The sequence below is a fragment of the Enterobacter sp. CM29 genome (assembly GCF_013179605.1).
Classification (GTDB): domain Bacteria; phylum Pseudomonadota; class Gammaproteobacteria; order Enterobacterales; family Enterobacteriaceae; genus Enterobacter; species Enterobacter intestinihominis.
Window position 1 is genome coordinate 21,486 of the sequence record NZ_JABMCU010000010.1, and the last position, 25,107, is coordinate 46,592.

Annotated in this window: 24 protein-coding genes and 1 pseudogene; 8 read left to right on the forward strand and 17 right to left on the reverse strand. The window is 53.8% G+C overall.

Going from position 1 to position 25,107, the window contains the following annotated elements; translation table 11 throughout:
• The first annotated feature begins 4 nt into the window (after nt 1-4).
• The 4 genes and pseudogenes from HP459_RS02705 to HP459_RS02720 all read left to right on the forward strand — a co-directional run bounded on the left by HP459_RS02705 (nt 5) and on the right by HP459_RS02720 (nt 3,537).
• Nucleotides 5-730: a MerR family transcriptional regulator gene (locus tag HP459_RS02705; RefSeq protein WP_022646597.1), complete on the forward strand. Its 726-nt coding sequence runs from the start codon at nt 5-7 to the stop codon at nt 728-730.
• Nucleotides 731-829: 99 nt separating this feature from the next.
• The gene (gene uraH, locus HP459_RS02710; RefSeq protein ID WP_017383647.1) at nt 830-1,240 is read left to right on the forward strand and encodes a hydroxyisourate hydrolase; all 411 of its coding nucleotides are present in this window, start codon (nt 830-832) and stop codon (nt 1,238-1,240) included.
• Nucleotides 1,241-1,342: 102 nt separating this feature from the next.
• The gene (locus HP459_RS02715; protein WP_022646596.1) at nt 1,343-2,302 is read left to right on the forward strand and encodes a DUF523 and DUF1722 domain-containing protein; all 960 of its coding nucleotides are present in this window, start codon (nt 1,343-1,345) and stop codon (nt 2,300-2,302) included.
• 145 nt (nt 2,303-2,447) lie between these two features.
• Nucleotides 2,448-3,537, forward strand: a pseudogene (locus tag HP459_RS02720) (AAA family ATPase).
• Nucleotides 3,538-4,016: 479 nt separating this feature from the next.
• Here the strand turns inward: HP459_RS02720 and HP459_RS02725 are convergent.
• The 16 genes from HP459_RS02725 to HP459_RS02795 form a co-directional block, all read right to left on the reverse strand.
• Nucleotides 4,017-4,346: a hypothetical protein gene (locus tag HP459_RS02725; protein WP_126502766.1), complete on the reverse strand. Its 330-nt coding sequence runs from the start codon at nt 4,344-4,346 to the stop codon at nt 4,017-4,019.
• Between the two features lie 123 nt (nt 4,347-4,469).
• Nucleotides 4,470-5,456 (reverse strand): GlxA family transcriptional regulator, encoded by a 987-nt coding sequence (locus HP459_RS02730; protein WP_171935903.1) that lies wholly within the window; start codon nt 5,454-5,456, stop codon nt 4,470-4,472.
• Nucleotides 5,457-5,481: 25 nt separating this feature from the next.
• Nucleotides 5,482-6,261 (reverse strand): MBL fold metallo-hydrolase, encoded by a 780-nt coding sequence (locus HP459_RS02735; protein WP_023305166.1) that lies wholly within the window; start codon nt 6,259-6,261, stop codon nt 5,482-5,484.
• An 89-nt stretch (nt 6,262-6,350) separates the two neighbouring features.
• Entirely contained in the window at nt 6,351-7,601 is a 1,251-nt protein-coding gene (locus HP459_RS23720; protein ID WP_023298992.1) for an HlyD family secretion protein, read from the reverse strand.
• Nucleotides 7,602-7,607: 6 nt separating this feature from the next.
• Nucleotides 7,608-8,357 (reverse strand): hypothetical protein, encoded by a 750-nt coding sequence (locus HP459_RS02745; RefSeq protein WP_069596120.1) that lies wholly within the window; start codon nt 8,355-8,357, stop codon nt 7,608-7,610.
• Nucleotides 8,354-9,931 carry a peptidase domain-containing ABC transporter gene (locus HP459_RS02750; RefSeq protein WP_367670999.1) on the reverse strand — a complete coding sequence of 526 codons (1,578 nt, stop codon included), beginning with the start codon at nt 9,929-9,931 and terminating at the stop codon, nt 8,354-8,356. Before HP459_RS02750 ends, HP459_RS02745 begins: the two co-directional genes overlap by 4 nt.
• Before the next feature lie 84 nt (nt 9,932-10,015).
• Nucleotides 10,016-10,450, reverse strand: coding sequence for a cysteine peptidase family C39 domain-containing protein (locus tag HP459_RS23460; protein WP_253939616.1), 435 nt, complete (start codon nt 10,448-10,450; stop codon nt 10,016-10,018).
• A gap of 67 nt (nt 10,451-10,517) precedes the next feature.
• On the reverse strand, nt 10,518-10,703 hold the full coding sequence (locus HP459_RS02755; RefSeq protein WP_001196016.1) for a hypothetical protein: 186 nt from the start codon (nt 10,701-10,703) through the stop codon (nt 10,518-10,520).
• A gap of 23 nt (nt 10,704-10,726) precedes the next feature.
• Complete coding sequence (locus tag HP459_RS02760) at nt 10,727-10,921, reverse strand: hypothetical protein (protein ID WP_022646586.1); 195 nt, start codon at nt 10,919-10,921, stop codon at nt 10,727-10,729.
• 73 nt (nt 10,922-10,994) lie between these two features.
• Complete coding sequence (locus tag HP459_RS02765; protein ID WP_006812468.1) at nt 10,995-11,648, reverse strand: hypothetical protein; 654 nt, start codon at nt 11,646-11,648, stop codon at nt 10,995-10,997.
• A gap of 6 nt (nt 11,649-11,654) precedes the next feature.
• Nucleotides 11,655-13,253 (reverse strand): hypothetical protein, encoded by a 1,599-nt coding sequence (locus HP459_RS02770; protein ID WP_023298989.1) that lies wholly within the window; start codon nt 13,251-13,253, stop codon nt 11,655-11,657.
• Entirely contained in the window at nt 13,231-15,825 is a 2,595-nt protein-coding gene (locus HP459_RS02775) for a CS1-pili formation C-terminal domain-containing protein (RefSeq protein WP_171935904.1), read from the reverse strand. The genes HP459_RS02770 and HP459_RS02775 overlap by 23 nt, the downstream gene beginning before the upstream one ends.
• A gap of 6 nt (nt 15,826-15,831) precedes the next feature.
• Nucleotides 15,832-16,509, reverse strand: a complete 678-nt coding sequence (locus tag HP459_RS02780; protein ID WP_022646582.1) for a fimbria/pilus periplasmic chaperone — start codon at nt 16,507-16,509, stop codon at nt 15,832-15,834.
• A 45-nt stretch (nt 16,510-16,554) separates the two neighbouring features.
• Nucleotides 16,555-17,178, reverse strand: coding sequence for a common pilus major fimbrillin subunit EcpA (locus HP459_RS02785; protein WP_003860995.1), 624 nt, complete (start codon nt 17,176-17,178; stop codon nt 16,555-16,557).
• Between the two features lie 227 nt (nt 17,179-17,405).
• On the reverse strand, nt 17,406-17,876 hold the full coding sequence (locus tag HP459_RS02790) for a hypothetical protein (RefSeq protein WP_022646581.1): 471 nt from the start codon (nt 17,874-17,876) through the stop codon (nt 17,406-17,408).
• Between the two features lie 18 nt (nt 17,877-17,894).
• On the reverse strand, nt 17,895-18,707 hold the full coding sequence (locus HP459_RS02795; RefSeq protein ID WP_022646580.1) for a winged helix-turn-helix domain-containing protein: 813 nt from the start codon (nt 18,705-18,707) through the stop codon (nt 17,895-17,897).
• 374 nt (nt 18,708-19,081) lie between these two features.
• On the opposite strand from HP459_RS02795, the gene HP459_RS02800 reads away from it, so the two are divergent.
• Genes HP459_RS02800 through HP459_RS02815 form a run of 4 tightly spaced genes read left to right on the forward strand, consistent with a single transcriptional unit; the run spans nt 19,082 to nt 23,999 of the window.
• The gene (locus tag HP459_RS02800; protein ID WP_022646579.1) at nt 19,082-19,666 is read left to right on the forward strand and encodes a fimbrial protein; all 585 of its coding nucleotides are present in this window, start codon (nt 19,082-19,084) and stop codon (nt 19,664-19,666) included.
• 52 nt (nt 19,667-19,718) lie between these two features.
• The gene (locus HP459_RS02805; RefSeq protein ID WP_171935905.1) at nt 19,719-20,411 is read left to right on the forward strand and encodes a molecular chaperone; all 693 of its coding nucleotides are present in this window, start codon (nt 19,719-19,721) and stop codon (nt 20,409-20,411) included.
• Nucleotides 20,412-20,426: 15 nt separating this feature from the next.
• Nucleotides 20,427-22,919, forward strand: a complete 2,493-nt coding sequence (locus tag HP459_RS02810) for a fimbria/pilus outer membrane usher protein (RefSeq protein ID WP_171935906.1) — start codon at nt 20,427-20,429, stop codon at nt 22,917-22,919.
• 15 nt (nt 22,920-22,934) lie between these two features.
• On the forward strand, nt 22,935-23,999 hold the full coding sequence (locus tag HP459_RS02815) for a fimbrial protein (RefSeq protein WP_126291591.1): 1,065 nt from the start codon (nt 22,935-22,937) through the stop codon (nt 23,997-23,999).
• A gap of 6 nt (nt 24,000-24,005) precedes the next feature.
• On the opposite strand, the gene HP459_RS02820 is transcribed toward HP459_RS02815, so the two are convergent.
• A complete protein-coding gene (locus HP459_RS02820) occupies nt 24,006-24,641 on the reverse strand; it encodes a LuxR C-terminal-related transcriptional regulator (protein ID WP_032622107.1) in 636 nt (211 codons plus the stop codon).
• Nucleotides 24,642-25,107: the final 466 nt, after the last annotated feature.

Sequence of the window (25,107 nt, forward strand, 5' to 3'; positions counted from 1 at the left end):
AGACATGGCTTACTCCATCGGCGAATTCGCCAGACTCAGCGGCATCACCGCCACCACGCTGCGGGCGTGGCAGCGACGCTATGGATTACTCAAACCCGAGCGTACGGACGGCGGTCACCGCCTGTACAGCGATGAGGACGTTCAGCAGGCGCTGAAAATCCTCGACTGGGTTAAAAAAGGCGTACCCATCGGCCAGGTAAAATCACTGCTGGAACGCCCTGTGCCGCGCCGCGCCAATAACTGGCAAACCCTGCAACAGGCCATGCTGCAAAAGTTGCAGGAGGGGAAAATTGAATCCCTGCGTCAGATGATTTACGACGCCGGACGCGAATACCCAAGGCCAGAGCTGGTCACTAACGTGCTGCGTCCGTTGCGCAGCCAGATATCGGCCAACGTCGCCGCCGCCATGACGCTGCGTGAAATCCTCGACGGCATCCTCATCGCCTATACCTCGTTTTGCCTTGAGGGCGATAAAAAAGCGCCGGGCGATAACATCCTCATCAGCGGCTGGCATCTGAACGACCCGTGTGAGATCTGGCTTGAAGCCCTGACGCGCACCGGCCAGGGCCACCGCATCGACATACTGCCGGTTCCCCCTGCCGCGCTGGCCCCGGAAATTTTCCCGGATCGCAAATGGCTGCTGGTTACCAGCGGTAAACTTACCGCCGCGCGGAAAAAGCAGGTTGCGCAGTGGCAGCAGCAGGTTTCCCTTGAGGTAATTATCCTCTGATTATTTTCTGCTGTGGCAAACTTCACGAAAAGTTGAATATTTTTTCGCGCAGCGAGTGCTAACGTTTTCCTGTCACCGACAACTCAACAGGAAAACACGATGAAAAAGACACTCCCTCTGATGATGCTGGCTACAATGGCTTTCGCCCCTGCCGCGTTCAGCGCCCCGGCAGGTACCCTGAGCGTCCACGTTCTGGACCAGCAAACCGGTATGCCGCCAGCGGATGTGGCCGTCACGCTGGAAAAGCAGGAGCAGGACAAGTGGACCCCGATTGCCAGCGGTAAAACTGACCACGACGGGCGCATCAAATCGCTCTATCCGCAGGATCAGGATATGGCGCCAGGCGTGTATAAAGTGACCTTCAAAACCGCAGATTACTTCCACGGCAAAAAGCTGGACTCCTTCTTCCCGGAAGTGCCGGTGCTGTTCACCGTCACCCGCACCAATGAAAAACTGCACATCCCGCTTCTGCTCAGCCAGTACGGTTACTCAACCTACAAGGGCAGCTGATTGCCCTTGATTTTAAAGACGATTAAAAAATAATCCCGTCAATACTTGGACAAATACGCATTGTTGTGTAACTTTTAGATATGAGATCGGGAGGTGCACATCATGACAACAAAACCTGTGCTGGGTATTAGCGGATGTTTGACCGGTTCCGCCGTTCGCTTTGACGGCGGACATAAGCGTATGGGCTTTGTGATGGATGAGCTGGCGCAGTGGGTCGCTTTCCGCCCGGTATGCCCTGAAATGGCTATCGGCCTGCCCACGCCTCGTCCGGCGCTGCGCCTGGTGATGACCACTGGCGGCGAGACAGAAATGCGGTTCAGCAAAGCGCCGCACGATGACGTCACGCAGAAGATGGCCGCATTTACGGCAGATTATCTGCCGAAAATCGGCGATCTGTCAGGGTTTATCGTCTGTGCAAAATCCCCTAGCTGCGGCATGGAGCGCGTGCGGCTGTACGACGAAAACGGCAACCGGGGCCGCAAGGAGGGTGTCGGGCTGTTCACCGCCGCCCTCCTTGAAACTTTCCCCTGGCTGCCCGTCGAAGAAGACGGTCGCCTGCACGATCCGGTACTGCGGGAAAACTTTGTTGAGCGCGTTTTTGCTCTCCATGAACTGAACGTAATGCGTAAAAATGGCCTGACGCGCCGTGCCCTGCTGGACTTTCACAGCCGCTATAAGCTTCAGCTTCTGGCGCACCATCAGGCAGGCTACCGTGAAATTGGTCCGTTTGTGGCATCACTGCATGAGTGGGACGATCTGGACGCGTTTTTCGTGGCCTATCGCGACAAACTGATGAATATCCTGAAAAAACCCGCTTCGCGGAAGAATCATACTAACGTGCTGATGCACATTCAGGGCTATTTCCGTAACCAGCTGAACAGCCGCCAGCGCGGAGAACTGCGTGATGTGATCCTGCATTACCGGGACGGACTGCTGCCGATCCTCGCGCCGCTGACGTTGCTTAAGCATTATCTGGCTGAATACCCTGACCGCTATCTGATGACGCAAAACTACTTTGATCCCTATCCTGATGATTTGGGTCTGCGTCTGGCCGTTACCTGATAAGAAAGAAGCGAAGGCCCATTGACCCACAGAGGCCCAAAGCTGTACCCCGTTTAGACGACACCCTCACTGTCGTCTTTTTTTTGCGCTCAGCGTAAAATACTGTAATTCTGTACAGGTTAAGCATGCACAGCGGAGTACCCCGATGATCAAAAATCTGCATATTCAGAACTACCGCTCAATTCGCGATATGTCGCTTGAGCTGGAACAGCTCAACATCGTGTTCGGCCCCAACGGCACCGGAAAATCCAATATTTATAAAGCGATTTACCTGATGCACAGCGCGGCGCAGGGGCAATTCTCCCAGGCGCTGGCAAACGAGGGGGGGGATTTTGAAAGTGTTCTGGGCGGGCAAAACCCGCAGCGACCAGCTGCGGCGCATGAACCTGGCGGTGGAAACGGAAACCTATGAATATGAGCTTCAGGTCGGGTTCGTGGAAAAGCTGCCCTATCCCTCACAGTTTCAGCTCGATCCGGTGATCAAAGAGGAATCTATCTGGCTGAGCGGCCAGCACCGTCGTCCGTCGTCACAGCTGATGAAGCGTAAGAATCAGGCGGTTTTCCTGAACAACGTGCATCACGAAAAAGTGACCCACAGCGGTACGCTGTATGAGAACGAGTCGGTGTTCGGGCAGCTCGGCGAACCGCACCTCTATCCCGAAGTGTCGCAGATGCGCGAGTCCCTGCGTAACTGGCGATTTTATCATGAGTTTTCCGTCTCATCCGGCTCGGCGATCCGTGCGCCGCAGGTGGGTTTTCGTTCCCCGGTGCTGGCCAGCGACGGCGCGAACCTGGCCGCCGCGTTTCAGACCATTGTCGAAATTGGCGACGAGCTGCTGCTGATGCGCATTCTCGACCAGGCCTTCCCCGGCTGCGTGTTTTACAGCGACAACACCGGCGGGCGCTTCCGCATGATGATGCAGCGCGAGGGGCTAAGCAGACCGCTGGAACCGGCAGAGTTCTCCGACGGCACGCTGCGTTTTCTGTGCCTGGCGGTGGCGCTGTTAAGCCCGCGCCCTCCCGCATTCATCGCCCTCAACGAACCGGAAAACAGCCTGCATCCGCAGATGCTGCCCGCTCTGGCAAGCCTCATTGCCGAGGCCAGCCGCTACTCGCAGATCTGGCTCACCAGCCACTCGCCGGAGCTGGCGCAGTTGATTGAGAAGCACCGATCGTTTTCGCTGTATCAGCTGTCGATGGTGGAGGGGGAGACGCGGATGGAGCGGCTGGGGTAATGCATTTCTTTTATGCAGTCACCACTTTCAAGGTCGCCATCAACGACGAAGATGATTTCCGTCGGTATATACCTTCGGCGAATTCTGCGCTCGCGACAGATTATCAATACTGCGAATATTGTCGGAGGGCAACATCTCAGCGACGGACTCGCACGGATTAAATTTATGGATGATATTCGGCAGTTTGTGATGCAACAATTTAGCGCTACCCGGGCGGCCAGAAGTGATGAGGAGTGCATGGAGTGCCTGAAAAACATCCGGGCTGAGAACGAAAGTCTTCTTGAGCAAAGCAGAATGCTTCGCTCCCGTACTGTTCAGCTTTTTGCTCAGATTAACTAGTTAAAGAAAATAACAAAGTCGTCGGTTACGTTATCTCCCGCTGGATTTCTACCGCAAAGTCGACGGAATGAATCGCGCAGCGCTCACTATGAAAATTGTCGGCTGGGGTGTCTCTGCAAAAGTCTCGTTTGATTTAATTTCTAATGCGTCTGGCCAGAACGAATGTATTTCTTTCTGAAGCGCCAGGCTTTGTAAGCAATGATTGGGGGTTGAAAAAACCAGGCAATAATCAATACGATGAAAAGAGAAATGCCTCCGGAAAAAATATTGTAATGTTCAGCGAAAAAAAGAAGCGCCAGGAAAATCAGAGCCACAGCCGCAGTAATACACAGTACCATGATGAAACGCTTGCCCAACTCAAGCACCACCTCGAGCAGGGATGAACCATAACGGCTAACGTTTCGGTTCAGATACGCTAATTCCTTTACGGTGAAACCTGATTCAAGTAACTGCGTTTCAATATTGTTCATGCCACTACCTTTTCTTCTGGAAAGTAACGTGGATTATCTTAACCGGAAGAGAAGTGCTAGTAACCCGTCTGATGCATACCCATTACCGCCCGCTTTAAAGGCAAAGAAGTCGCCCACGTCTTTTTATTCCATCTCGCCAGCATTATTTTTCGCTGCAAACGGCTTAACGCGAAACGTCTTACGCCACTCCGCCGGACTGACGCCAAAGCGCGCCTTAAACTGCTGCCGATACGTCACCGCTGATAAAAACCCCACCTGCTCAGCGACGCTTTCGATTGGCAGACTGCCGGACTCCAGCAGGATCTGGCTGCGCCGCAGTCGCTCGGCGGTAAGCCAGTCGGCAACGCTCATGCCCGTCGCCTTGATAAAATGGCGGGTCAGCGTGCGTCGGCTCATCGACACCACGTCCGCCAGCGAATCCAGGTTATGCGGCTCGGAAATGTGCTGCTGAAGGTAGTCTATGAGACAGTTAATCCGCCCGTCGCGGGTATCTTTCGGCACAGGCTGCGCAATAAACTGCGCCTGCCCGCCCTCGCGGTGCGGCGGAACGATCATCCGGCGGGCAATCTGATTGGCGACGACGCTGCCAAAGCGCTGGCGGATGATATACAAACAGCAGTCGAGCGCGGCGGCGGTACCTGCCGAGGTGATCACATTGCCGTCGTCCACGTAGAGCGCGTTGATGTCCAGTCGAACGTCCGGAAACAGCGTCTGAAACTGGTGTTCAAACTCCCAGTGGGTGGCGGCCCGTTTGCCGCTGAGTATGCCGGCATAGCCCAGCACAAACGATCCCAGACACAGCCCAACAATTTCCGCCCCGTTGTCTCTGGCCTTAACCAGGCTGTCGAGCAGCGTCTGAGGCGGGCGCTCCAGTACGTGCTGCCAGTAGGGTACAACCACAATTTCAGCCGATGCGATCGCGGAAAAATCCTGCGTCGCATGCAGGGCAAAACCGTCTTTCGAGGTCAGGAATCCCGGTTTTTCAGCGCAGATCGTGACGTTAAAGCGCTTTTTCCCGGATACCGTATCGCCAAACAGAATGCAGGGGACGGAGTAGTGGAACGGGCTAAACCCGTCCACCGCGACAATAGCAACGTTAACAAGCGGCATCTGTCTCTCCTTTCCCCTTTAACACTCAGAATATAACGGTTTCGCCGTCCTGAGGAATGCTCACCGCGTCACTTATCTCGTTGGCGTCAACAAACTCGCGCAGCGCGCGGCGGGTCAGCAGGCAGTGGTTGATAGCTTCCATATGGGTCGCCACGATTTTCGCCTGCGGCAACAGGAAATGCACGTTAAGCAGATCTTCTTCCCCCATGATAATTGGCCCAAACCCGATGACGTGGGCGTAACCAGCGTTGAGCACGACAACGTCCGGCTGATGCTTTTGTAGATCGGCCGCAACCGCGTCGCGCCAGATGGTATCCCCTGCGATATAAAGCGTCTTCTCATCGGGATGACGGAAGACCACGCCGCAGGCTTCACCCAGACGCTCTGCCAGCTCCGGCACGGCGTAAGCGCGGTCAGTGCCGTGCTGGCCGCCATAAGTTTTCGCAATCCGGATATCGCCGAACGTCGTTTCGTCGGTCATGACCGTCAGGTTGTGAAAGCCCTGTCCGCGCAGCAGCGCGGCATCGCTATCATTTTGCACGTAGATCGGCTTGTGTTTGGCGATCAGCTCAACGGCATACTGATCCCAGTGATCGTCATGGGTATGGGTGACGATCACCGCATCGGTGTCCAGCAGCGTTTGAACGTCAACGGGAAGCTCGACCATCGGGTTGCGAATATCGGCCCGCGCGGTGCCGGGAAAACCCGGATAAGCGCCTTTTGGCGCCAGCATTGGGTCGATTAAAAAGCGTTTTCCTGCGTAAGTGATCAGCTGGGTGGCATTGCGAATTTGCGTAATGTTCATGGGCTATCCTCCGGTTGGTATGAGAAGGAGAATAGCCCCAGGGTGCCGTTAAGAATGTGGGCTAAAGGGCGATGATCGATGAAATCGGGTCAATCGATAAACCGCTTGCGTACCCTTTCCAGCGGCGCAATCAGCAGATTGATAAGCGGCTTACGATCGATAACGATATCGGCGTTCACCGTCATCCCGCCCATCAGCATGCGCTTTTTCTTGTCCGGGTCGGTAAACCAGGAGGGGACGCGCACTTTAGCCAGGTAGTAGTTCTGCCCTTCCTGGAGCGGGATCAGCGCCGAATGGGCATCAATGTTTACCTCATAGAAATCGGACAGCGTCGCCTCCACGGAACCGTATTTGTCCACGGGCCAGGAGTCGAAGCGCAGCTTGACCTTATCGCCTTTCGCCACGCGCCCCACCCCCGTTGCCGGAACATACAGGTACCCCTCCATCGTCGCCGCGGTATTTTTACGGATCACCACCACCACCTCGCTGTTTTGCGTAATGGCCCGGCCTGGCGGGAAGTTAATCGCCACCACGTAGCCATCTGAAGGGGCCAGCATCGCCATGGTGGAACTCCCCCGGCTGGACAGGTTGCGATCAATTTCGCTGATGCGGTTTTTCACGTACAGCTGCTCTTCGCTCAGCGAGTCAATTTGCGACTGGGTGCTGTCGGTCAGGCTGGTTTTGCGCGCCTCAAGCTCAAGAATAGTGCTCTCCTCCAGCGTCAGGTTGAGCTGGGCGTTGAGCACATCGTTATGGCTTTTATCGAGATCCACTTTGGAGACATAGCCCTTCCCGGAGACGGATTTCCACGCCTCGTAGGTGTCGGTGCTGTTTTTTAACAGCGCGCGCAGCTTCTTCACCTTATCGCGGGAAACGGCGATCTGCTTGTCAGTGAGAGCCAGCTGCTGCGCCAGATTTTTGCGATACGACGCAATCGAGTCCTCAATGGCCTGAATGCGCTGCTCGCTGCGCTTTTTCTCCGCTTCCATCTGCTGGCGGTCAAACTGCACCACCGAGCCCTGCTTGCCGCCATAGTCCTGCGACACGGTGAACAGCGGATCGTTTTCCTTCACGTACTGGCCGGGCCGGACGGCAAAATCAACAAGGGTTCCGGACTCTCTGGCGCGCACCTCCACATCGCCCTGCGCCGGGATCAGCACCCCGCGTGCCAGCGTGGTTTCCGAAAAGTTGAAAGCAATCGCAAAGACCAGCAGGCAGAGAAAAAAGGCGATGAACAGCGTCAGCACGGTTTTCAGCCGCGGCGCGTTGATTTGATAGCTTTTTGAGAAGTGGTGCGGGATTAGCGCCCGACGCTGTCGGCTTCGGTTTTTTAATTTCACGATATGTCATCCATGATAAATCACTGAAAGATCGTCCCATCCACTCCAGAGCGTGGGGGTTTTGCGCAGCGCGTTCAGCGTGTCGGCGGCGGCCAGACGGTAATCCTCTGGCGCATACGCCTGGCTCTCCAGCCCAAACTCTACCGCGTGCAGCGAACAGACCGGCAGCAGCGTTCGGACGCTGTAGCCATAACGGGATAAAAACCGCGTGGAGACGTCCGTTAACCACGCCTTGCGATCGCCTGCCTGAATTGGGAACAGTGGCGCATCCGGCAGGCGTTCATCCATCAGCAGCACCGTCACCAGGCGCTGAGGGGCGAAAAACGAGCCGACGCGCCGTCCGTCGTGTGCGGCCATCAGCTTGTGCAGCGCAGGGTGACGGGTAATAAACTGAAAGCGCACATCATCTGGCGCGGTGGCGAGCAGCGCATCCATAATCAGGCCAAAGCCCGCCCAGCGCATGCCCAGAAGCAGGGTGCGAGGCGAACTGTAAAACCCCTGATCCTGCGTCCACTGCGCTACGTACGCATGCAGATCGAAGCGAACGTTGCGCGCCCACAGCGCGGGCGGGAAAATCTGTTCCACGAAGTTAAACCCGCTCAGCTCATGGGCGTTCTGATGCAGAAAATCAGCCGGCACATCGGCCTCCGGGCAGGGCATAAACTGGCTGTAGTTTTGCGCAATCCGGTTTGCCATTAAGGTGCGTCCGGCCTGGCGCGCGCAGAGTCGGGCATAGAGACGCGGCAGAAACATCATTGCTCACTCTCCCGCAGGGTGCCGTTTTCCATGGTATAGAGACGCCCCTGACAGCCCACCACGTCCGGCGAGTGGGTAACAAATACCAGGCCAATCCCCAGGCTACGCAGGTTCGCCAGCACCTTTTGCGCGGTGGTCTTATCCAGGTTCGCCGTCACTTCGTCGCAGAGCAGTAGCTTAGGCTGGCTGTACAGGGCGCGCGCCAGGACCAGACGCTGCATCTCCCCGGCCGAGAAAAAGGTGTTCCCCGGCAGCATCTCCGTTTCGTAACCGTGCGGCAGACGGGCGACGACGTGGTCCACTTCCGCCAGCCGACACGCGGCGATGACCTGCTCTTTATCCGGCGCGCTGTCAAAGCAGGCGATGTTGTCCAGAATCGAGCCGGTGAAGAGAATATCGTCTGCATGGACAATGCGGATGTGCTGGCGTAGCGAGGAAAGATCGCACTCTTCAATGGGGATCTTATTGATCCGCAGCGTGCCAGACGATGACAGCAGCATGCCGGAGATCAGACGCAGCAGCGTGGTTTTTCCCGACCCGCTCTGGCCCACAATCACCGCCTCTTCGCCCTGCTTCAGGGTCATGTTGATATGCTGTAGCGTGGCCTCCCGGCCCGGATAGGCAAATGAGACATCCTCAAATTGCAGACAGACCGGCGAGGTGACAATCCGCTTCCCAAACTGGCTGGTTTCAGAGGGGGCAAACAGCAGGTCGCCCACGCGATCCAGCGGCCCCTTAAGGGCATTTTTGTCCAGCAGCTTCTGCGCCACCTGCACCATGGCATCGGAAAAATAGCGCTTATAGCTGATATAGGCGTACAGCATCCCGATGCTCATCTGCCCTTCCAGGATCAGCCACGCGCCAAAGCAGACCACCAGCAGCTGCTCGGCATTGATCACCAGCAGCGAAGCCACGTCAAAACGGGCCAGCAGCCGCTCTTTACGCATCAGCCCGGCGATGTGTTCGCGCTGGGATTTGTCCATCACCGCATCCCGGGCCTGCTCCATATTGTTCGCCTTGAGCGTAATGATCCCTTTCTGTGTCTCTACCAGCAGAGATTCATACTGGGCGGTACGCTCGATGGAGTCATCCACCGCGCGTTGATAGGGGCCGATCAGCGAAAAGCGGATCAGGAAAAACACGCCCATCAGCAGCATCGTCAGCAGCGCAATTTTGACGTTATACAGCAGCATAAACAGCAGGCTGGTAACGGCGATCAGGCTGGAAAAGAGAATTTGCACGTAACCATTGCTGATGAACTCCGCGCAGGCGTGGAGCGATTTTTCAATAGCCAGCACGATGCCCGGCGGGCGCGAGCGGAACCAGCTGGTCTGGGTGCGCAGCATGTAGTGGCGCACGGACTGGCTTAAATCGTCATAGGCAATGTTACGCATCAGGATCTCAAGCAGCTGCTTGAGGAATTTACCGATGACTTCAAAGATAAAGACGATAGCGAAGATCGCGGTGAGCAGGATCACCAGATCGCTGTCGCTGCGGGAAATGGCCTCATCCATAATCAGCTGCACGTAGGTGGGGCTCGCCAGCATGGTGATGAGAGTAAAAATACAGAGCACAAACAGCAGCAGCTGGCGCTGGAACAGGCTCGGAGATTTATTGGCTAACCGGCCAAGCGTGAGCTTTTCATCCGGGGATTTCTTTTAGAAACACGGCGTGGGCTTAAGCTCAAGCACATACCCGGAAAACAGTTTTTCCGCCTCTTTCAGGCGGTAACGACGCACGCCGCTGGCCGGGTCGTGAACGGTCACGCTGCGGCTGTCGATCTTCACGATGACCACGAAATGGTTGCCGCGCCAGAAGGCGATGAGCGGCAGCTCAGACGTTTCTATTTCAGTGATTTCGCCTTTAAGCACCCGGCCAGACATATTTTTATCGCTGGCAAGGGTCAACAATTCCGCCATTGAGGTTCCCGCATCGGCGGAAACGGAAATCTCCCGGCGCAGCTGGCTGACGGAGACATGGTGGTCATAGTGCCCCAACACCATCGCCAGGCAGGCCAGTCCACATTCGGTAAATTCATGCTGGCGAATAACAGGGGTCTTACCCTGTTTTTTATACTGAAAGAGCGAAAACATAATGATCCGTGGCTGAAATAAAAAAATGGCCCGGCAATGCGGGCCATGCGTACAACGTGCTTCTCGCTTAAGCGCTGAAGAAACCGCCGATGAAGCCGCCCACCAGGCCGAATACGCCGCCGATGGTGCCGCCCAGCGCGCCTAACATCTGGCTGCCCGCGTTATAGCCCGCGCTTGCGCCCTGAATAGCGGCAGCAAACGGATCCCAACCACCGATGATGGCCTGTGCTTTTTTGAAATCGATAACTTGCATGATACTTTTCCTGTAAACGTGAATTAGTTGTAGCTACCAACCAGCGCGCCCAGGAAGCCCATTGCGCCACCCAGAACTCCGCCAACCACACCGCCAACCATGCCCATGATGCTAGCGCCAGTGTCGTAACCCAGCTGTGCACCTTTAACCAGACCAGCGAACGGGTTTAACGCGCCGCCAATAATGTCTTTCGCTTCTACGAATGAAATCGCTTTCATTTTTATCTCCTGTAGTGATGGATCTTTAGCATGATGCTAAAGGCTAATTTCCTTTTATGAAGGAAAGCGGTTGCTACGGGCAGGTGGTCAGCGGAATGATTTTATTGCCATAAATAATCATTCGCCTTGCAGCCTGCCCGGCATTATCTATTTCCAGCCGTTGCCCCGGAGGAATATATTTTGAATTATTGTATTGCGTACTGCACCCGACCGAGGAAACATATTTAAAATAGGTATTCCCGGTATTACTCACCACCCCGTTGCTAAACGCATAATCAAAATGTCGTGTCCATGGACGGACAATCAAAATAGCCTCAAGCGAGACCACCACATCCGACTGGATGCGCTGGCCTTTACGCGTGATGACCTTTGCCTGGAGCGGCGTCTCGGTGAATTTTACGCGATAGTATCGCTCTTTGTTGTCATGCGGGCCGGTATAGTAAAATTTAAAACCCGCGCGCTCACCGCTCCCCAGCGTTAATTGCTTAGGCGAATACATGACTTCGCCGTCTTTTATTTCGGTTTCTTTTCCCTTCTCTTTAGGAACGTCTACCTGAATAAGCGAAACGGTATAATTCTGACGTTCGCTGGTATCGTTTTTTATCGGCTGAAAAACAACTTCTCTTTCGGGAAGAAAATCAATATTCAGACTTTCGATAATTAAAGCATTTGCCCCTGTGGAAATGAAGCAATTTATTGCAAAAATAGCCAGGAATTTTCCAGTCATGGTTGATTAATTCCAGGATGCGCTAACATCTATTCTTCCCTGCGCGGTCACTTCGCCAAACCAGCTATTTCCGTCATAGGTGGTCTTCGATACCGGATTATCCATAACGAACTGGAGGATCAGCGGTGTTTTCCAGAGCCACATATCGGTCACGCCGGAACTCATTTTGTCCCACTCTTCCGCATGGGTGGCTGGCGCCGGGATCGACAGTACCTCGCCTTTACAGTTATGCGCCATGCGCGTCTGGCTTTTCCCCACCAGCACGTTGCCCGGAATGGGAACCGTAAAGCCGTTGCCGCTGAAGGCGCAGTAGTCCACCCCATTCAGGCTTTGAGTAGGCCCGGTGACTTTTACCGTGACCGCAATCGCCGCATCTTTTTGCGCCCCGCTGTAGGTGATGGTGTAGGGGATCTCAATGGGCGTTTCGCCGATGGCGCCTTTCCCTGAGCCGCCCAGACCGTCAGGATCGAGGGCATAATCCGGGTTGTCGGGCGTAATCTCCAGCCCCGGCTGAATAGGGTTAATCACCAGGCCGCCCCCCGGCTGGAAGCAGAAATCCGCCGCCAGCGAGCTGTTGCCGGGCGTCAGGCACAGGCTGACGATATTGCCAATGCTGCTGCCGTCCCCCGCCTGCGCCACGCTCAGAATTAACGCCTTCGGCAAAAATATTTTAAGGTACGCTTTGCCGCCGTTTTTCTGCGGCGCCGCGAGGAAGGTGTTCGCCAGGACACGCGTATCACTCAGGATACCGCCGGAGATGCTGTACCAGGTGTTTTCATCGAAGGTCAGCTCGGCGGCAAGCCCGGTGCCGCCGTTCATGTGCGATTGCAGCACGCTGTTGACGCGGGAAGAGGTGAGCGCCAGCCCCCCGTTGTAACCGGAGATATCTTCCCCAACAAACGTGTATTCAAGCAGGTCGCACAGCACGCCAGAGACCGTGTTGCGGGTGTATTTGGTGCAGGTGGCCCCTGTTGATCCATCGACAATCGTCACCTCGCCGCTGATCGGGTCAATCCCCAGGTTGAGCGCCCTGGAGTTGGTCATGGTCAGCGTGCCCACCTTGTGAAGCGTATTGGTGGTGGTCACTTTGTTGATGGAGCTGATTTGCGGCGTGGAGGTGATGGTCACTTCATCCCCTGGCGCGGCGTTGAGCAGATAGTTAAAGAACGGATCGCCCAGGACCCAGCGCCCGTATGACGTGCCGGGCTCCATCACCGGCGGCTTGACCACCATCGACGTATCGGTATAGCGGGTCGTCGGGGTGTACCCCGTGTTGCCGCAGGACGAGGAACACGCCGTCCCTTTAAAGAACGGAGAGGCGCTGGAACCGGTCACCGAAAAGTCGATGGTCAGCGCGCTGCCTGCCGGACCGCTGTAGCTGTTGTCCGGGATGTAAGTGGCGATACCGTTATTCGTTTTCGCGCTCAGCGTCGGCCACTCACGCGAACCGTGTAAAAACGCGGTCGAGGTGCTGTTCAGACTAAACAGCCCCGCGCTGTTTCCCGTACCGTTATTGTCCGGATTATTAATGGCGAAATAGGGCAGCTCCTGCGCATGGGCCACCGCGCTCATCAGCAGCAAATTAAGAGCGAATATCTTTTTCATCGTCACGTTCCTGCGTTCCTTTTGCTTCCTGCCAGACGAAATCGCCTTTGTCGCAGGAGATGTCCCCGAGCCACAGCGCACCGCGGTTAGACTCAATGTCCAGGCGCACTTCGCAGACGCTGTCGTCCGGCGTGGCGATACTCAGGACAGGGTTGTTCTTATCAACGTCGATCACGAAGCGTCCGTCGTTCTCCGTCCGGGTCAGCCCAACGTGGTTTTTGATCTGCGTGGCGCCAATCGGATTGCCGTTTGCATCCACAAGGCGGCCAAACAGGGTGACGATTTTCTTCACCTGCGGCTTCATCACCACGGTATTGCCCGGATAAACCGTGATATGGCGACGCGCATTCGCGCCAATCTCATAGCTTTCCGTACCGGTTTCACTGTTCATCACTTCCAGGTCATAAGCCTGGTATGCCGGCAGCGACAGCCAGGTTTTATCCCCTTTGATGCGTTCTGCCCGGCCGTTAAGCTTCAGGGTCAGCGCTTCATCAGATTTGAGACCGGTACTGACAATCACCCCTGCGCTTTCGGTGCCTTTCCCGGCGGCGATGGCCTCTTTGGACCAGCCCACGCTGCCGTCACTGGTCAGCGTGGAGTTCCAGCCTTTACTCATGCCGCTCTGGACGCTGAGGATGTTGCTGTTCCACGGCGTGTCGAAGTTCAAGCTGCCGCCGCCGCTTACGCTGCGATCCTGGCGGCTGTTAAAGGCTTTCGAGACGTTGGCGGTGGCCGATTTCAGGTAATCGCCTTCAAACTGGCGGCTGGCGCTGACGTTCAGCGCCGTGCCGGTATCGCGATTGTGGGAAACGCCAACCGACACGGTATTGCCGAGCGGTATGGCGAAATCGAGCATCACGTAGCGATCTTTCTCTTCGTAATACCCGTCGTATTTGTTGCGCGACATCCCCACCCGCAGGCGCGCCGTACCGTAGCGACCGGCGTATAACCCCTGGGAGTAGTCCAGCTGATAGCGTTTATAGCGATAGAGGTCGTCCTCCTGACGCATCAGGCTCAGGTTGCCCGCTGAGGGCAGGCCGAACGACGGCAGGCTAAAGGAGGCGCCCCAGGTGTTGCCCTTGCTCTCATAGATATCGAGGAACTTGCCGCTGGAGAGCTGTTCATGGGAGTACCAGACCGAACCGATCTGCCACGGCAGGCTGAGATTCGCGCCGTAGTTGGCGCGGTACGTTCCGTCGGAGGCGGCCATGGTCTGGGTATTCACCGAGAAATAGCCCGTCAGGTTCAGGGAGGCCCACAGCTCGCTGACGATGTGTTCCCGCATCATGTAGGTGGAGGCGTTCCAGTCGACCATCCCGCTGCGCTTGCTGAACGAGGCCCCCACCAGCGACATGGTGTCTTTATGTTTGGTGTCGTAATCGTAGTAGTAGGTGTTGTCCTGCTCGTTTTTGTGTTTCGCGTATTTTTTATAATTGACGACGGATTTATCGCGGCTATACATCCCGCCCCACATCTGCCAGCGCAGCGTTTCCGACACGTTGCTGGAGAACGGCTTATTCACGGTGTACATGCTACGCGACACGGTGCGGCTTCCGCTCACCACCTCAACTTCGATGCTGTAGATCCCGTAGGGCAGGCTGCTGGTGTCAATTTCATGGTTGCCGACGTCAAAGCGCTGAATCCCGATAAGCTGCCCGTCACGACGAATACGGGCCTCGCCCGCCGTGGGGAAATAGACCACCACAGGCGTCAGAGAGAGCGTGTTATCGCGCTTACGGGAGTTGGCCTGGTTGCCCATGGAAACGCCGTAGACTTCACCGCCGGAAATCCCGCTGACGCTCGCCAGAGACTGCATCGCCCAGCCGTTCAGCATGCCCGCGGCGTAGCGCATCCCCTGATAGTCGCGCTCCCACATAACCGCGTTCATCTGGGTATCGCTGCTGCTCTCGTTGACGTAGCCAGAGCCGTCGATCAGCACATGATCAACGCCCATTGAGATCCAGTTTCTTGCGTTCAGATACCCCGACGACCAGCTGTCACCGTAGCCGCTCTCGGTGTGATACGCCCCGAGGTTGTAGGAGAACGTGCCGCTCAGGTCGTCAGACTCCGGCGCATCAATGTCCACCTCACGCGGGCGAATATTCACCCCGTAGTCGCTCTGCGACAGATTCAGCAACAGGCGCATTTTTTTCTGATCCAGCTCGAACGCGGACCCCGTACTTACCGGAATGCGCATCTGGTCATCAAACTGCTTGTCGTTAATGCTCTGCAATAACGTTCTCATCTCTTTTGACAGACGAATGCCGTTATCAGACTCCTGGACCTGAACGTCCCTCAGCCCCAGCTTCAGATCTTTTGCAAAGAGCGTCACGTCACCGATACGAACATATTCGCTCGCCGTGCCTTCGTGGTTCCCTTGTTGTGCTGAGTGTGGACGCGTATTCACCAGATAGACGGGAATTTTGATCCCCTGCTCCAGCAGTGCATAAAGCGAGTCGGGAAAACGGTAATTAGCGATAACCACGGAGCTTGAGGCTGCATGCGCAAGCGCGGGCAGCGTGCCGGATGCGCAAGCCATCATCACCGGCAACACTAATTTATTTTTCACCATGCATCCTTACTTAACAGGTATGAACTGTTTCAGGTCCCATATTCCGAGATGAAAATGGTTATCCGTAACGTTGATATCCTCAATAGCGCGCGAGGTATCCGGCATCAGGTAGAAGTTTTTGGTACACGGCGTAGTCGGTGATTCCGGATTCGGCTTCAGGCAGGTTCCGGTCGCATTGACGCGAAAAGCGGTGTTGCCCTTATTCGTTATTTTTCCCGCCACATAGACGAAGTCGATCTTCTTATCACGGGGCTGAACCACCAGAATGGTGCTCACCACCGCGCGCGTCATCCCGGTACCGTTTTTTGGCGAACCGCTGTCCACCTCTTCGCTCACCCCTTCATCCGTGAAGGTAATGCGGTAGTAACGCTCTTTGTTATCGGCGTTCCCGTGATAGTAAAATTTGACAATATTGCTGGTACCGGCGGGCATTACCATGCGCGTGGGCGTCAGCAACAGCTCGTCCACTTTCTCCGGATTAATGACGATCCCTTCATCCATTGGGCTACTGATCCGCTGTGCGCGAACAGAAACAATACGCACGCTGTCTGCTTCGTTTTTTATTTCCTTGGCGGTGGAGTCAGCATCCGCAGGAATAATGGTGGTGACTTTTCCCACATTAATGGCCAGCGCGGAGGAAGAGATAAATAATAAAAATAAGAAGGCGGATTTGAGGTTAAACATGCTATTTCCCTAAACAGGGGCTTGCGCCCCTGGATCGATCAGGCCTTAGCCCCAGGTTGCGCGGAACGCAACAGATACGGTCCCTTCCCACAGGCTGTTGGTCAGGTCTTTGAACTCTTTCGCAGTACCCGCGTTGTCCTGAGCGGAGTCAACGTAGAAGACGAATTTGTCCTGGCCGGTAATTTCGGTATCTGCCGCCGCGCCTGCGCTGGTGGTCAGGTTCCACAGGCCAGAAGAGACGCCGGTGTTAGAAGAAGAATCAACCAGCGTGGTCCATGCGGTTGATTTCGCCCCCACGGTGCCACCGATAGAGCCCAGGTCGTTACCGCCCCAACGCGCACCCACTTTCAGCTTGGTCGCTTCACCGCCCACGCTGAACAGCGTGTTGTTTGAATCGTCGAGGATAGCTTCGAGTTTGAAGCTGGTCGCCGTAGAGTGATCGCCACGGATAGCCACATCAAACAGACCGGTATCGGTGTTGAAAGATTTGGTATTGGCGCTGTAAACGAAGTTCAAAGCACGCGTTGGCGTAACAACCAGGTCGGATTCGCTGTCTTTGGTCGCGGTTGCCTGCCAGGTGGCAGAAGCCGTCGTTTCTGCTGCATTAACTGCGCTCAGGGCAGAAACAGACAACAGGGAGCCCAGAACGATAGCGTTCAGTTTGTTCATTTATTTAGTCCTTCAAAAAAGAATCCACGTGTATAAAAAGGGGAGCCCCTTTTTCGAGGCGGAGTATAGACAGCCGCAAAATAACGAGGCAATACAGAAAAATTCACTCGCCGGAGAATAACAATAAAAATATAAATAAATTTCTCGTATCTTATTGTTACGTATTGAGTAAATCACTCAATTTCCCGAGCAATAGATAAATATCGATTTTTCAGTAAAGAGAAATATCAGGACGTCGGAACAGCCACACACATCATTACAGGCAAAACCAGCCCCTTAATTAACCAGGCGTGCGGTTTAACGCGGGTAATATAGAAGAAGTTGATATTATCAAGTAACATTTCGTTTACAACGCCATCCGGCGCCGCATCATCTTCAGATTTATTCAGCTTTTTATCCTTAATATAAAAGATATTGCTTCCGTCGACTTTTTCCACGCTGAGCGTGTAATTTCTGTCAATCAGGTAGCTTTTGCCCTCTTTCTTGAGTACGCCTTTATGAATAACCGTCACAACATCTTTGTTGTTAAACAGGAAAAGCGTGGTTAGCGACATATCGGTTAACTCACCCGTGGAATAGGTTTTCCAGGAAATGGTATCTGACTGGCAGCCAAACCCCTCATCCTGCGTTCTGGTAAAATAGATCCACAACAACGCGATGGCAGACAGCGCCAGTACGATACTGAACAGTACACTCATTTTAGTCCTTGACATATTTTAACTCCCGGTCAGGCTTCTGTAAGAAATGCAGTTCTTATAATCGTCGATACTGTCCTGCTGATAACAGATGGCCAGGAAATAATTTTCTATCTGCGACTTTTTAAACCTGGAATAGTAAGCATCTGCAACCTGGTGTTGACAGTCGATATGTTGACTGGCAATGACCTCTTTTACGTGATTAAAGTAGTGCTGTCGCGGCTGATACATATTCTTATCGATCAGGTATACCGTACACCGGTCCACTTTACCGAGCAGATGCATATCAGAATCTTTCAGGCTCTCGGCATAGGAATCCCTTTGGTGCAACAGTAAAACAGCGGTGCCGATAACGGTAATCAGTAATAACGTGCAAAGAGAAATAAAGAGTCTGTGCAGCGATATTAATTGTTTAGGCGGATCGGCATCTTTCTTATGCGCTAGCGTATCGAATGCTTCAGAGGCAGATTGCTCACTAAGCGTTGAAACGACCGGCGGCCTGACCGTGTGATGTTCAATATGCGCGGCAAGGCTAAATCCCTTGCCACGTATCGTTTTTATCAGTAAAGGATCGCATCCTAAAGTACGAAATGCTTTTCTGATTTCACTTATGGCAACATTCAGACTTACCGAAGAACCAGAGAAACCATGATCCTCCCAGACCTTCTTTATCAGGTCGTCTCTGTCGAGAGTTTTACCATTATTGATGATAAGTTCATAAAGCAGACGACCCGCCTGGTTAGATAACTTAATGGATGACTCTTCCTCTCCATTAATCATGATCATACCGGTGTCGACTTCATAAAGCATTGTAAGATCAATGAGATACTTCATATTATTATTACGCCATTGTTAAAATTATGTGCATTTGCCAGGCAATAATAAGTCTAAAGTTTGTGTGGTCAAGTCGCGTGATATTAATTGAGAGATGAATTCATAAAGCTTCATTAATTAACAATTATTAAATCATTAATAAAAATATTCGAACTAACGCATTTAGGTTAAAACATTAAAAAAAACTAACTCGCAAGATTATAATCTTAAACTTTAGAAGTTGTTGGAATAATGTTTTGTTATGTACTTTTTTAGTGCAACATAATATCGTCAAAGCATTCTCCCGAGTCGCCATGCGTCTAGCCGGTACATCAGGGACATGTGTAGCCGATTAACATTCATTTTAAATAACACAAATCTTCATGGAGTTTATCATGTTCAAATCGATCATGACCGTATCACTGCTGGCCGCCGCTATTGCTTCTACCAGCGCAGTTGCCGCAGACAATTCAGCGGGTGGTATCATTAACTTTACCGGCGCTATTACCGATACAACCTGTACCATTAACGGCGGTAAAAGCGCGGACTTTACCGTTGCGCTTTCCCCTATTTCGGTAAAAGATGCAGGCACCACGGTTGGCCTGATCACTAAGAATAAAAAATCTATTGCGCTGACCTTCTCAGGTTGTTCACCAGCAGCCGGAACAACCGGTACCCCGCTGAAAGTGTATTTCTCCAGCGCGGATAATATTTCCACTGACGGTAAATACCTGCTGAATAACAGCGTGAACGAAAGCGATGCCAGTGTGGCACGTAATGTCGGTTTTGCGTTAGTGGAGCCAGGTTCGTCTACGCCAATTACCCTGAACCAGCCTTACACTACGGATATTATGGGTACAGCGACCGCGCCAGATTCCGAGACGCTGACGCTGGATGTTTATTACTATAAAACGAACGCCGCTGCCGCCACCGTGGGCGAGTTAAGCTCCAACGTAACGTATACCATTTCCTACCTGTAATAATGATTATTCAGGCTCTGTTTTCGCAGAGCCTGTATTTAAGGTTGCAATCATGCGCAAGGCAATTTTGCTGGCAGGCTTACTGCTAAGCACCGGTCACTCATGGGCCAATATTGTCATTAATGGCACCCGTGTCCTTTATCCTGAAAATAACAAAGAGGTGATCGTCCAGTTAATGAATACGGGCGATGCGCCCGCTCTGGTGCAATCCTGGATAGATGACGGTGATATTAATTCCACGCCGGAAACAGCCAATGTGCCGTTTCTGCTGTCGCCGCCGGTGATAAAAGTTAACGAACATAATGGCCAACAGCTTCGTATTAAAAAGCTGCCATCCAGCTTGCCTGCGGATCGCGAATCCGTCTTTTTCCTGAATGTCCTCGACATTCCGCCCAGACCTGAAAATCTGCAAAATCAGAATACCGTTCAGCTGGCGATTAAATCCCGTATCAAACTTTTTTACCGGCCCGCTGCGCTGAAAGGCACGCTGGATGACGCGGTGGCGAAACTGACGCTCGCCGCCGAAGGCGATCGCTTTCGCATTACAAATAACAGTCCGTTCCATATTACGGTCGCCAATATTTCGCTGGGTAAAACGAAATTGCTTCAGGAGTCCCCGATGCTTTCCCCGTTTGGGCAGCTGACGGTCGCCGCAAAAAATACGGTTAAGCGCGGACAGACCTTCCAGCTGATGTATGTGGACGATCTTGGCGCGTATAAAACCCGGACTTTCACCAGTCAGTGATCGGAAAGACTCACCATGAAAATGAAACCAAACAGACTCTGTCTGCTGGCAGTCTGCACGCTTCTGCTTTCGCATAAATCAGGGGCCGTCTCGTTTGATCCCTCCCTGCTTGCTGGCGCATCCGGTGAGTCCGATCTGTCTCGCTTTTCCGAAAACAACGCCATGCCTGCCGGCAGTCAGGAGATGGATATCTACGTAAACGGCAGCTGGAAGGGACGTTATACCGTCATCTACGGCGAGCAGCGTGACGACATCCGCCTTGCCTGGAAAGATGCCCGGTCGCTTGGCATCAACACCACGTCCGTGCCTGCGCCCGCCATTGCGCACGGGCAGGTGCAGCTGCGCGATCTGGTTCAGGGCGGTGAAGTCAAAACCGATACCAGCACCCTGAGTCTGGCGCTTACCGTTCCGCAGGCGGCCGTGCTGCGTACTGAAGAAGGTTACATTGCCCCCCAGTTTTGGGATGAGGGGATCCCGGCGCTGATGCTCTCGTGGAACACGACCTGGTATAACACCCGCGCAAAAGGCGCTGCGAAAGACACAAATGATGATTTTTATGCCGGGCTGGATTCCGGCGCCAACCTGTTCGGCTGGCAGTTTCGCGACAGCAGCGCCTGGCGGAAAACGGCCAGCGGAGAGAGTAGCTGGCAGAATAATACCCGCTACCTGCGCCGTCCCCTGGCCTCGCTGAAATCCAACCTGACGCTGGGTGACTTTTATATTCCTGGCGATCTGTTTGATTCCCTGCGCGTGCGCGGCGTGTCGCTGGCGTCGGACATGAAGATGCGCCCAAATTCACAGCAGGGTTTTTCACCGGTGGTTCACGGCGTGGCACGGACGAACGCCCTGGTGAAAGTTATCCAGAATGGCAACGTGATCTATCAGGAGAACGTACCGCCGGGCCAGTTTACCCTCGACAGCATTCAGCCTACCGGCTCCGCGGGCGATTTGCTGGTGGTGGTGCGTGAAGCGGACGGTTCACAGCAGTCCTTCACGGTGCCGTTTTCCGCCGTGCCCGGGATGCTAAAAGAAGGGGTGAGTCAGTACAGCGTGGTGGCGGGTAAAGTGCACCAGAACACGCTCGATGCCGAACCCGCATTCATGCAGGCCACGCTGCGCTACGGGTTTAATAACCTCATCACCGGGTATACCGGGACGATTATTAGCGATAACTACCAGGCCGGGCTTGTCGGTACCGGATGGAACCTTCCGTTTGGCGCGGTCTCGTTTGATGTCACCCACGCCAAAACCACCCTACAGGATCGCACCAGCAGCGGTCAGAGTTATCGCGTGTCGTACAGCAAATTTATCGATACCACCGCCACCAACTTCACCCTGGCGGCCTATCGCTATTCCACTAAAGGCTATTACAGCTTCAGCGACGCGCTCTATTCGCGCGAAGGGTATCAGCGCCTGAGAGCGCAGTACGACGACTATGAAGATCGGTTTGGCGTTGCGCCCGACATGTCGCTAAGCACCTGGGATGCCCTGCGCGCGGCGCAGCCCAAGAATACCTTTACGCTTAACCTTAATCAGCGCCTGCTCAATAACTGGGGCACGGTATTTGTCTCCGGCACACAGCGCGATTACTGGAACTCACAGCAAACCACGCGCGAATACCAGATGGGCTATTCCAACGCCATCGGCCGCGCCAGCTATACCCTGTCGGCCAGCCGGGTACGGAACAGGGACAGTGAAGAAGAGACGCGCCTTTACCTCTCCCTCAGCCTGCCGTTCTCGCTGTTTGATAATAATGCCTGGATCACCTCCAGCCTGACGGCCAGCGATTCGCATTACGAGCAGAGCAATATCAGCATGAGCGGGAACGCGCTGGCGTCGAACCGCCTGAGCTACACCCTCTCCGGCAGTAATGCGCGGGGGGGTAAAAATGCGGCAAGCGTTAACGCCGCGTACCGTTCGAACTTCGCGACACTCGGTGGCTCTTACAGCGAATCTTCCGACTACCGCCAGACCGGGCTCAGCGGACGGGGAAGCCTGGTGGCCTACCCGTGGCACGTTCTCGCCTCAAACGAAACCGGCACAACCATGACTATCGTCGATGCGCCAAAAGCGGAGGGACTGATGGTGAACGGCGATGAAAGCATTATGACGAACCGCGATGGCGTGGCGCTGGTGCCTTACGCCACCCCGTATCGCAAAAACGCCATTACGTTATCGCAAACGGAAAACAGCGCTGGCGCGGAGGTGATCGGCAACATGGCTAACGTGGCCCCTTACGACGGGGCGGTGAGCTACATCCGCTTCGAAACCGACAAACGCCAGTCATGGGTACTTCATGCGACGCGTGCCGACGGCAAACCGCTGCCTTTTGGCACTGAAGTGCTTGATGAACACGGTGAATCTGTCGGGTATGTCGGCCAGGCCAGCGTACTGTATATCCGCGCTGAACAGCCGCCACGCGCGCTCAACGTGCATCTCCGCGGCGGGAAGTGCGAAATCTCCACCCCAGCCTGGGGGCTGAACAGCCCCTCATCGGTTTGCCATTAATTACGGATTATCAAAATGTTACGATCATTCATATTCCTGCTCCTCTCCAGTATTAGTGGGATGAGCTATGCCACCTGCTCCGGCAGCAGCATCGTTTATGGCACACCGATTACCATTGATTTATCGGATAAGCTGAGCCCGGCCACGCCCACATGGACCGGCAGCTTCAGCACCCAGTACAGCGGCTCATTCAACTGTACGACAGGTAACAGTGAATTTTCTTACACGCCGATCCTCTCGACCGACAGCAAATACGCGACCATCCTCGGGTTCAGCAATAACAAGTATATGGTGCGGGCGGAGATCACCAATCCCCCGGCCAATAAAACCCTGACTGCCAGCGGTAGCCATACGGCGTCTGAGCTGAACACACCGTTTACGGTTCGCTTCACCCTCGTTAACCAGAGCGGCACTACCCTGACGGGGGATACAGCGAACATGAGCGACGTTCTGTTCGTCAGCGACATGAGTGGGCTATCCTTCTGGGAAATCATCACCTGGCCAATCAATCAGGTCATCAAGATAGCGCAGTGGTTATTCAGCGGGTTCAAGTGGCCTTACGACAACCGCGATATGTTTGGTCAGCCGATGATCATCAAATACGCGCCAAAACTGACTACCTGTTCCTTTGATAATGCGGGGCTGACCGTAGCGCTGCCGACGCTCGGCATTCCCCAGCTCAGTGCATCCTCACAGCCGGGGCTGACGCCTTTTTCACTGAACATGAGCTGTCAGAACGTCGGGGTTAACGGCAATTCCGATCGGGCAATTGAGATGTTTCTGTCCAGCACGCAGCTGCTCTCAACCGACAGCTCGGTGCTGATCGACAGCAGCAGTAGCGCGGCGCAGGGCGTGGGGCTACGCCTGATAAAACGTGACGCCCCACAAACGCCGGTGACCTTCTCTACCTCAACCACCAGCCGTGGCAACGCCACGATGATTTTCAGCGTGGCGGCTGGCGCGGCGCTGGACGAACATTTCAACCTTCCGATGGCGGCGTACTATTACGTGTGGGCGCCCGCCCAGGTGAGCCAGGGTAAGATCAATACATCGGCTACGCTGAATATTATCTATCCCTGATGTGAGCTATTTCTCCATCTTTCCAACCGCTTGCACATACTTAATCAGTTCGCTGTGGTTGGAAAGATTCAGCTTTTTCATCGCATTGTGCTTCTGCGTCGCAATGGTACTGACCGAACGGTTTCGATGACGGGCAATCTCCGTCGTTGAAAATCCTTCCACGATAAGATGGAGCACCTCCCACTCTCTGGCCGAGAGGATGGAGCGCGCCCGGGAACCGGACCGCATTACCCGCCTGAGCCACGAAGAGATCGACGGTGTTTGCCCGTCCGCCATGAGCAACGCGGGTAATTCCTTTTTCAGTTCAGTCAATTCATCCTGCTGACTGATGGTTAATTCAAATTTCATCTCCAGAACTTTTTTTAACAGCCCGTAAGGCAGCTCGGGCACCAACAGAACACGCCTGACGTGATGGGTTTTACATAAAGATGTAAAACGGCTGCTGACCTCCGCACTCCACTCTTTATGATTAAGCAGATAATTAAATTCAGTGAAGAAAACATCCACGTTATTATCCGCGACCGCCGCCAGCGCCTGTTCAGTGGAATCGACCTGAGTAATGTTCAGTACGTAATCGGGTAAAAGATCATGGAGCGCCCGGAATATTATCTCTTTAAATATATTTATTTTGTAAAACACCATTACCTTTACGATACGTTCAGTATTATTCATGTCTTTTCTAAATTCTCGTGACCGGAGGAAAATGATAATAGTTTATGTACTCATCACTCACAACCTCTTCACGCCAGGATTTTATCCTTCTCAGGCTTAAAAATCTGAACAAGGACATTAAATTTATAGAAAAAATTCTATTTTATTCTGCACGCCGTTTCCTCTTGCAGATAAAGCCTTGTCGATAACCCTGCCGCGATCACAATTTCTCTTTCAGGAATAGCAGTAAGCCACTGAAAAAACGGTGGATAAACCCCATCAATCAACCTTCTGATGCTTATTAATCGCCCATTCACAGAATAAAAATCTGGCATGAATATTATTAGAAGATTAAAACAATTGCATATACCATTAAAACCATTTTTCAATTTTATCTTCCTCTAATAATTGGCATCAGCTTTACTCGACGGTTTGTATTGGCTTACATTGATGCCAT

Bases quoted from the DNA above. Each gene is read 5' to 3' on its own strand.
- HP459_RS02755 (WP_001196016.1), bottom strand. From the start codon at position 10,703: ATGCAAGTTATCGATTTCAAAAAAGCACAGGCCATCATCGGTGGTTGG.
- HP459_RS02760 (WP_022646586.1), bottom strand. From the start codon at position 10,921: ATGAAAGCGATTTCATTCGTAGAAGCGAAAGACATTATTGGCGGCGCG.
- HP459_RS02745 (WP_069596120.1), bottom strand. From the start codon at position 8,357: ATGATGTTTCTGCCGCGTCTCTATGCCCGACTCTGCGCGCGCCAGGCC.
- uraH (WP_017383647.1), top strand. From the start codon at position 830: ATGAAAAAGACACTCCCTCTGATGATGCTGGCTACAATGGCTTTCGCC.
- HP459_RS02775 (WP_171935904.1), bottom strand. From the start codon at position 15,825: ATGGTGAAAAATAAATTAGTGTTGCCGGTGATGATGGCTTGCGCATCC.
- HP459_RS02725 (WP_126502766.1), bottom strand. From the start codon at position 4,346: ATGAACAATATTGAAACGCAGTTACTTGAATCAGGTTTCACCGTAAAG.
- HP459_RS02790 (WP_022646581.1), bottom strand. From the start codon at position 17,876: ATGAGTGTACTGTTCAGTATCGTACTGGCGCTGTCTGCCATCGCGTTG.
- HP459_RS02805 (WP_171935905.1), top strand. From the start codon at position 19,719: ATGCGCAAGGCAATTTTGCTGGCAGGCTTACTGCTAAGCACCGGTCAC.
- HP459_RS02810 (WP_171935906.1), top strand. From the start codon at position 20,427: ATGAAAATGAAACCAAACAGACTCTGTCTGCTGGCAGTCTGCACGCTT.
- HP459_RS02735 (WP_023305166.1), bottom strand. From the start codon at position 6,261: ATGAACATTACGCAAATTCGCAATGCCACCCAGCTGATCACTTACGCA.
- HP459_RS02705 (WP_022646597.1), top strand. From the start codon at position 5: ATGGCTTACTCCATCGGCGAATTCGCCAGACTCAGCGGCATCACCGCC.
- HP459_RS02785 (WP_003860995.1), bottom strand. From the start codon at position 17,178: ATGAACAAACTGAACGCTATCGTTCTGGGCTCCCTGTTGTCTGTTTCT.
- HP459_RS02765 (WP_006812468.1), bottom strand. From the start codon at position 11,648: ATGACTGGAAAATTCCTGGCTATTTTTGCAATAAATTGCTTCATTTCC.
- HP459_RS02715 (WP_022646596.1), top strand. From the start codon at position 1,343: ATGACAACAAAACCTGTGCTGGGTATTAGCGGATGTTTGACCGGTTCC.
- HP459_RS23460 (WP_253939616.1), bottom strand. From the start codon at position 10,450: ATGTTTTCGCTCTTTCAGTATAAAAAACAGGGTAAGACCCCTGTTATT.
- HP459_RS02815 (WP_126291591.1), top strand. From the start codon at position 22,935: ATGTTACGATCATTCATATTCCTGCTCCTCTCCAGTATTAGTGGGATG.
- HP459_RS02780 (WP_022646582.1), bottom strand. From the start codon at position 16,509: ATGTTTAACCTCAAATCCGCCTTCTTATTTTTATTATTTATCTCTTCC.
- HP459_RS02820 (WP_032622107.1), bottom strand. From the start codon at position 24,641: ATGGTGTTTTACAAAATAAATATATTTAAAGAGATAATATTCCGGGCG.
- HP459_RS02770 (WP_023298989.1), bottom strand. From the start codon at position 13,253: ATGAAAAAGATATTCGCTCTTAATTTGCTGCTGATGAGCGCGGTGGCC.
- HP459_RS02795 (WP_022646580.1), bottom strand. From the start codon at position 18,707: ATGAAGTATCTCATTGATCTTACAATGCTTTATGAAGTCGACACCGGT.
- HP459_RS02730 (WP_171935903.1), bottom strand. From the start codon at position 5,456: ATGCCGCTTGTTAACGTTGCTATTGTCGCGGTGGACGGGTTTAGCCCG.
- HP459_RS02800 (WP_022646579.1), top strand. From the start codon at position 19,082: ATGTTCAAATCGATCATGACCGTATCACTGCTGGCCGCCGCTATTGCT.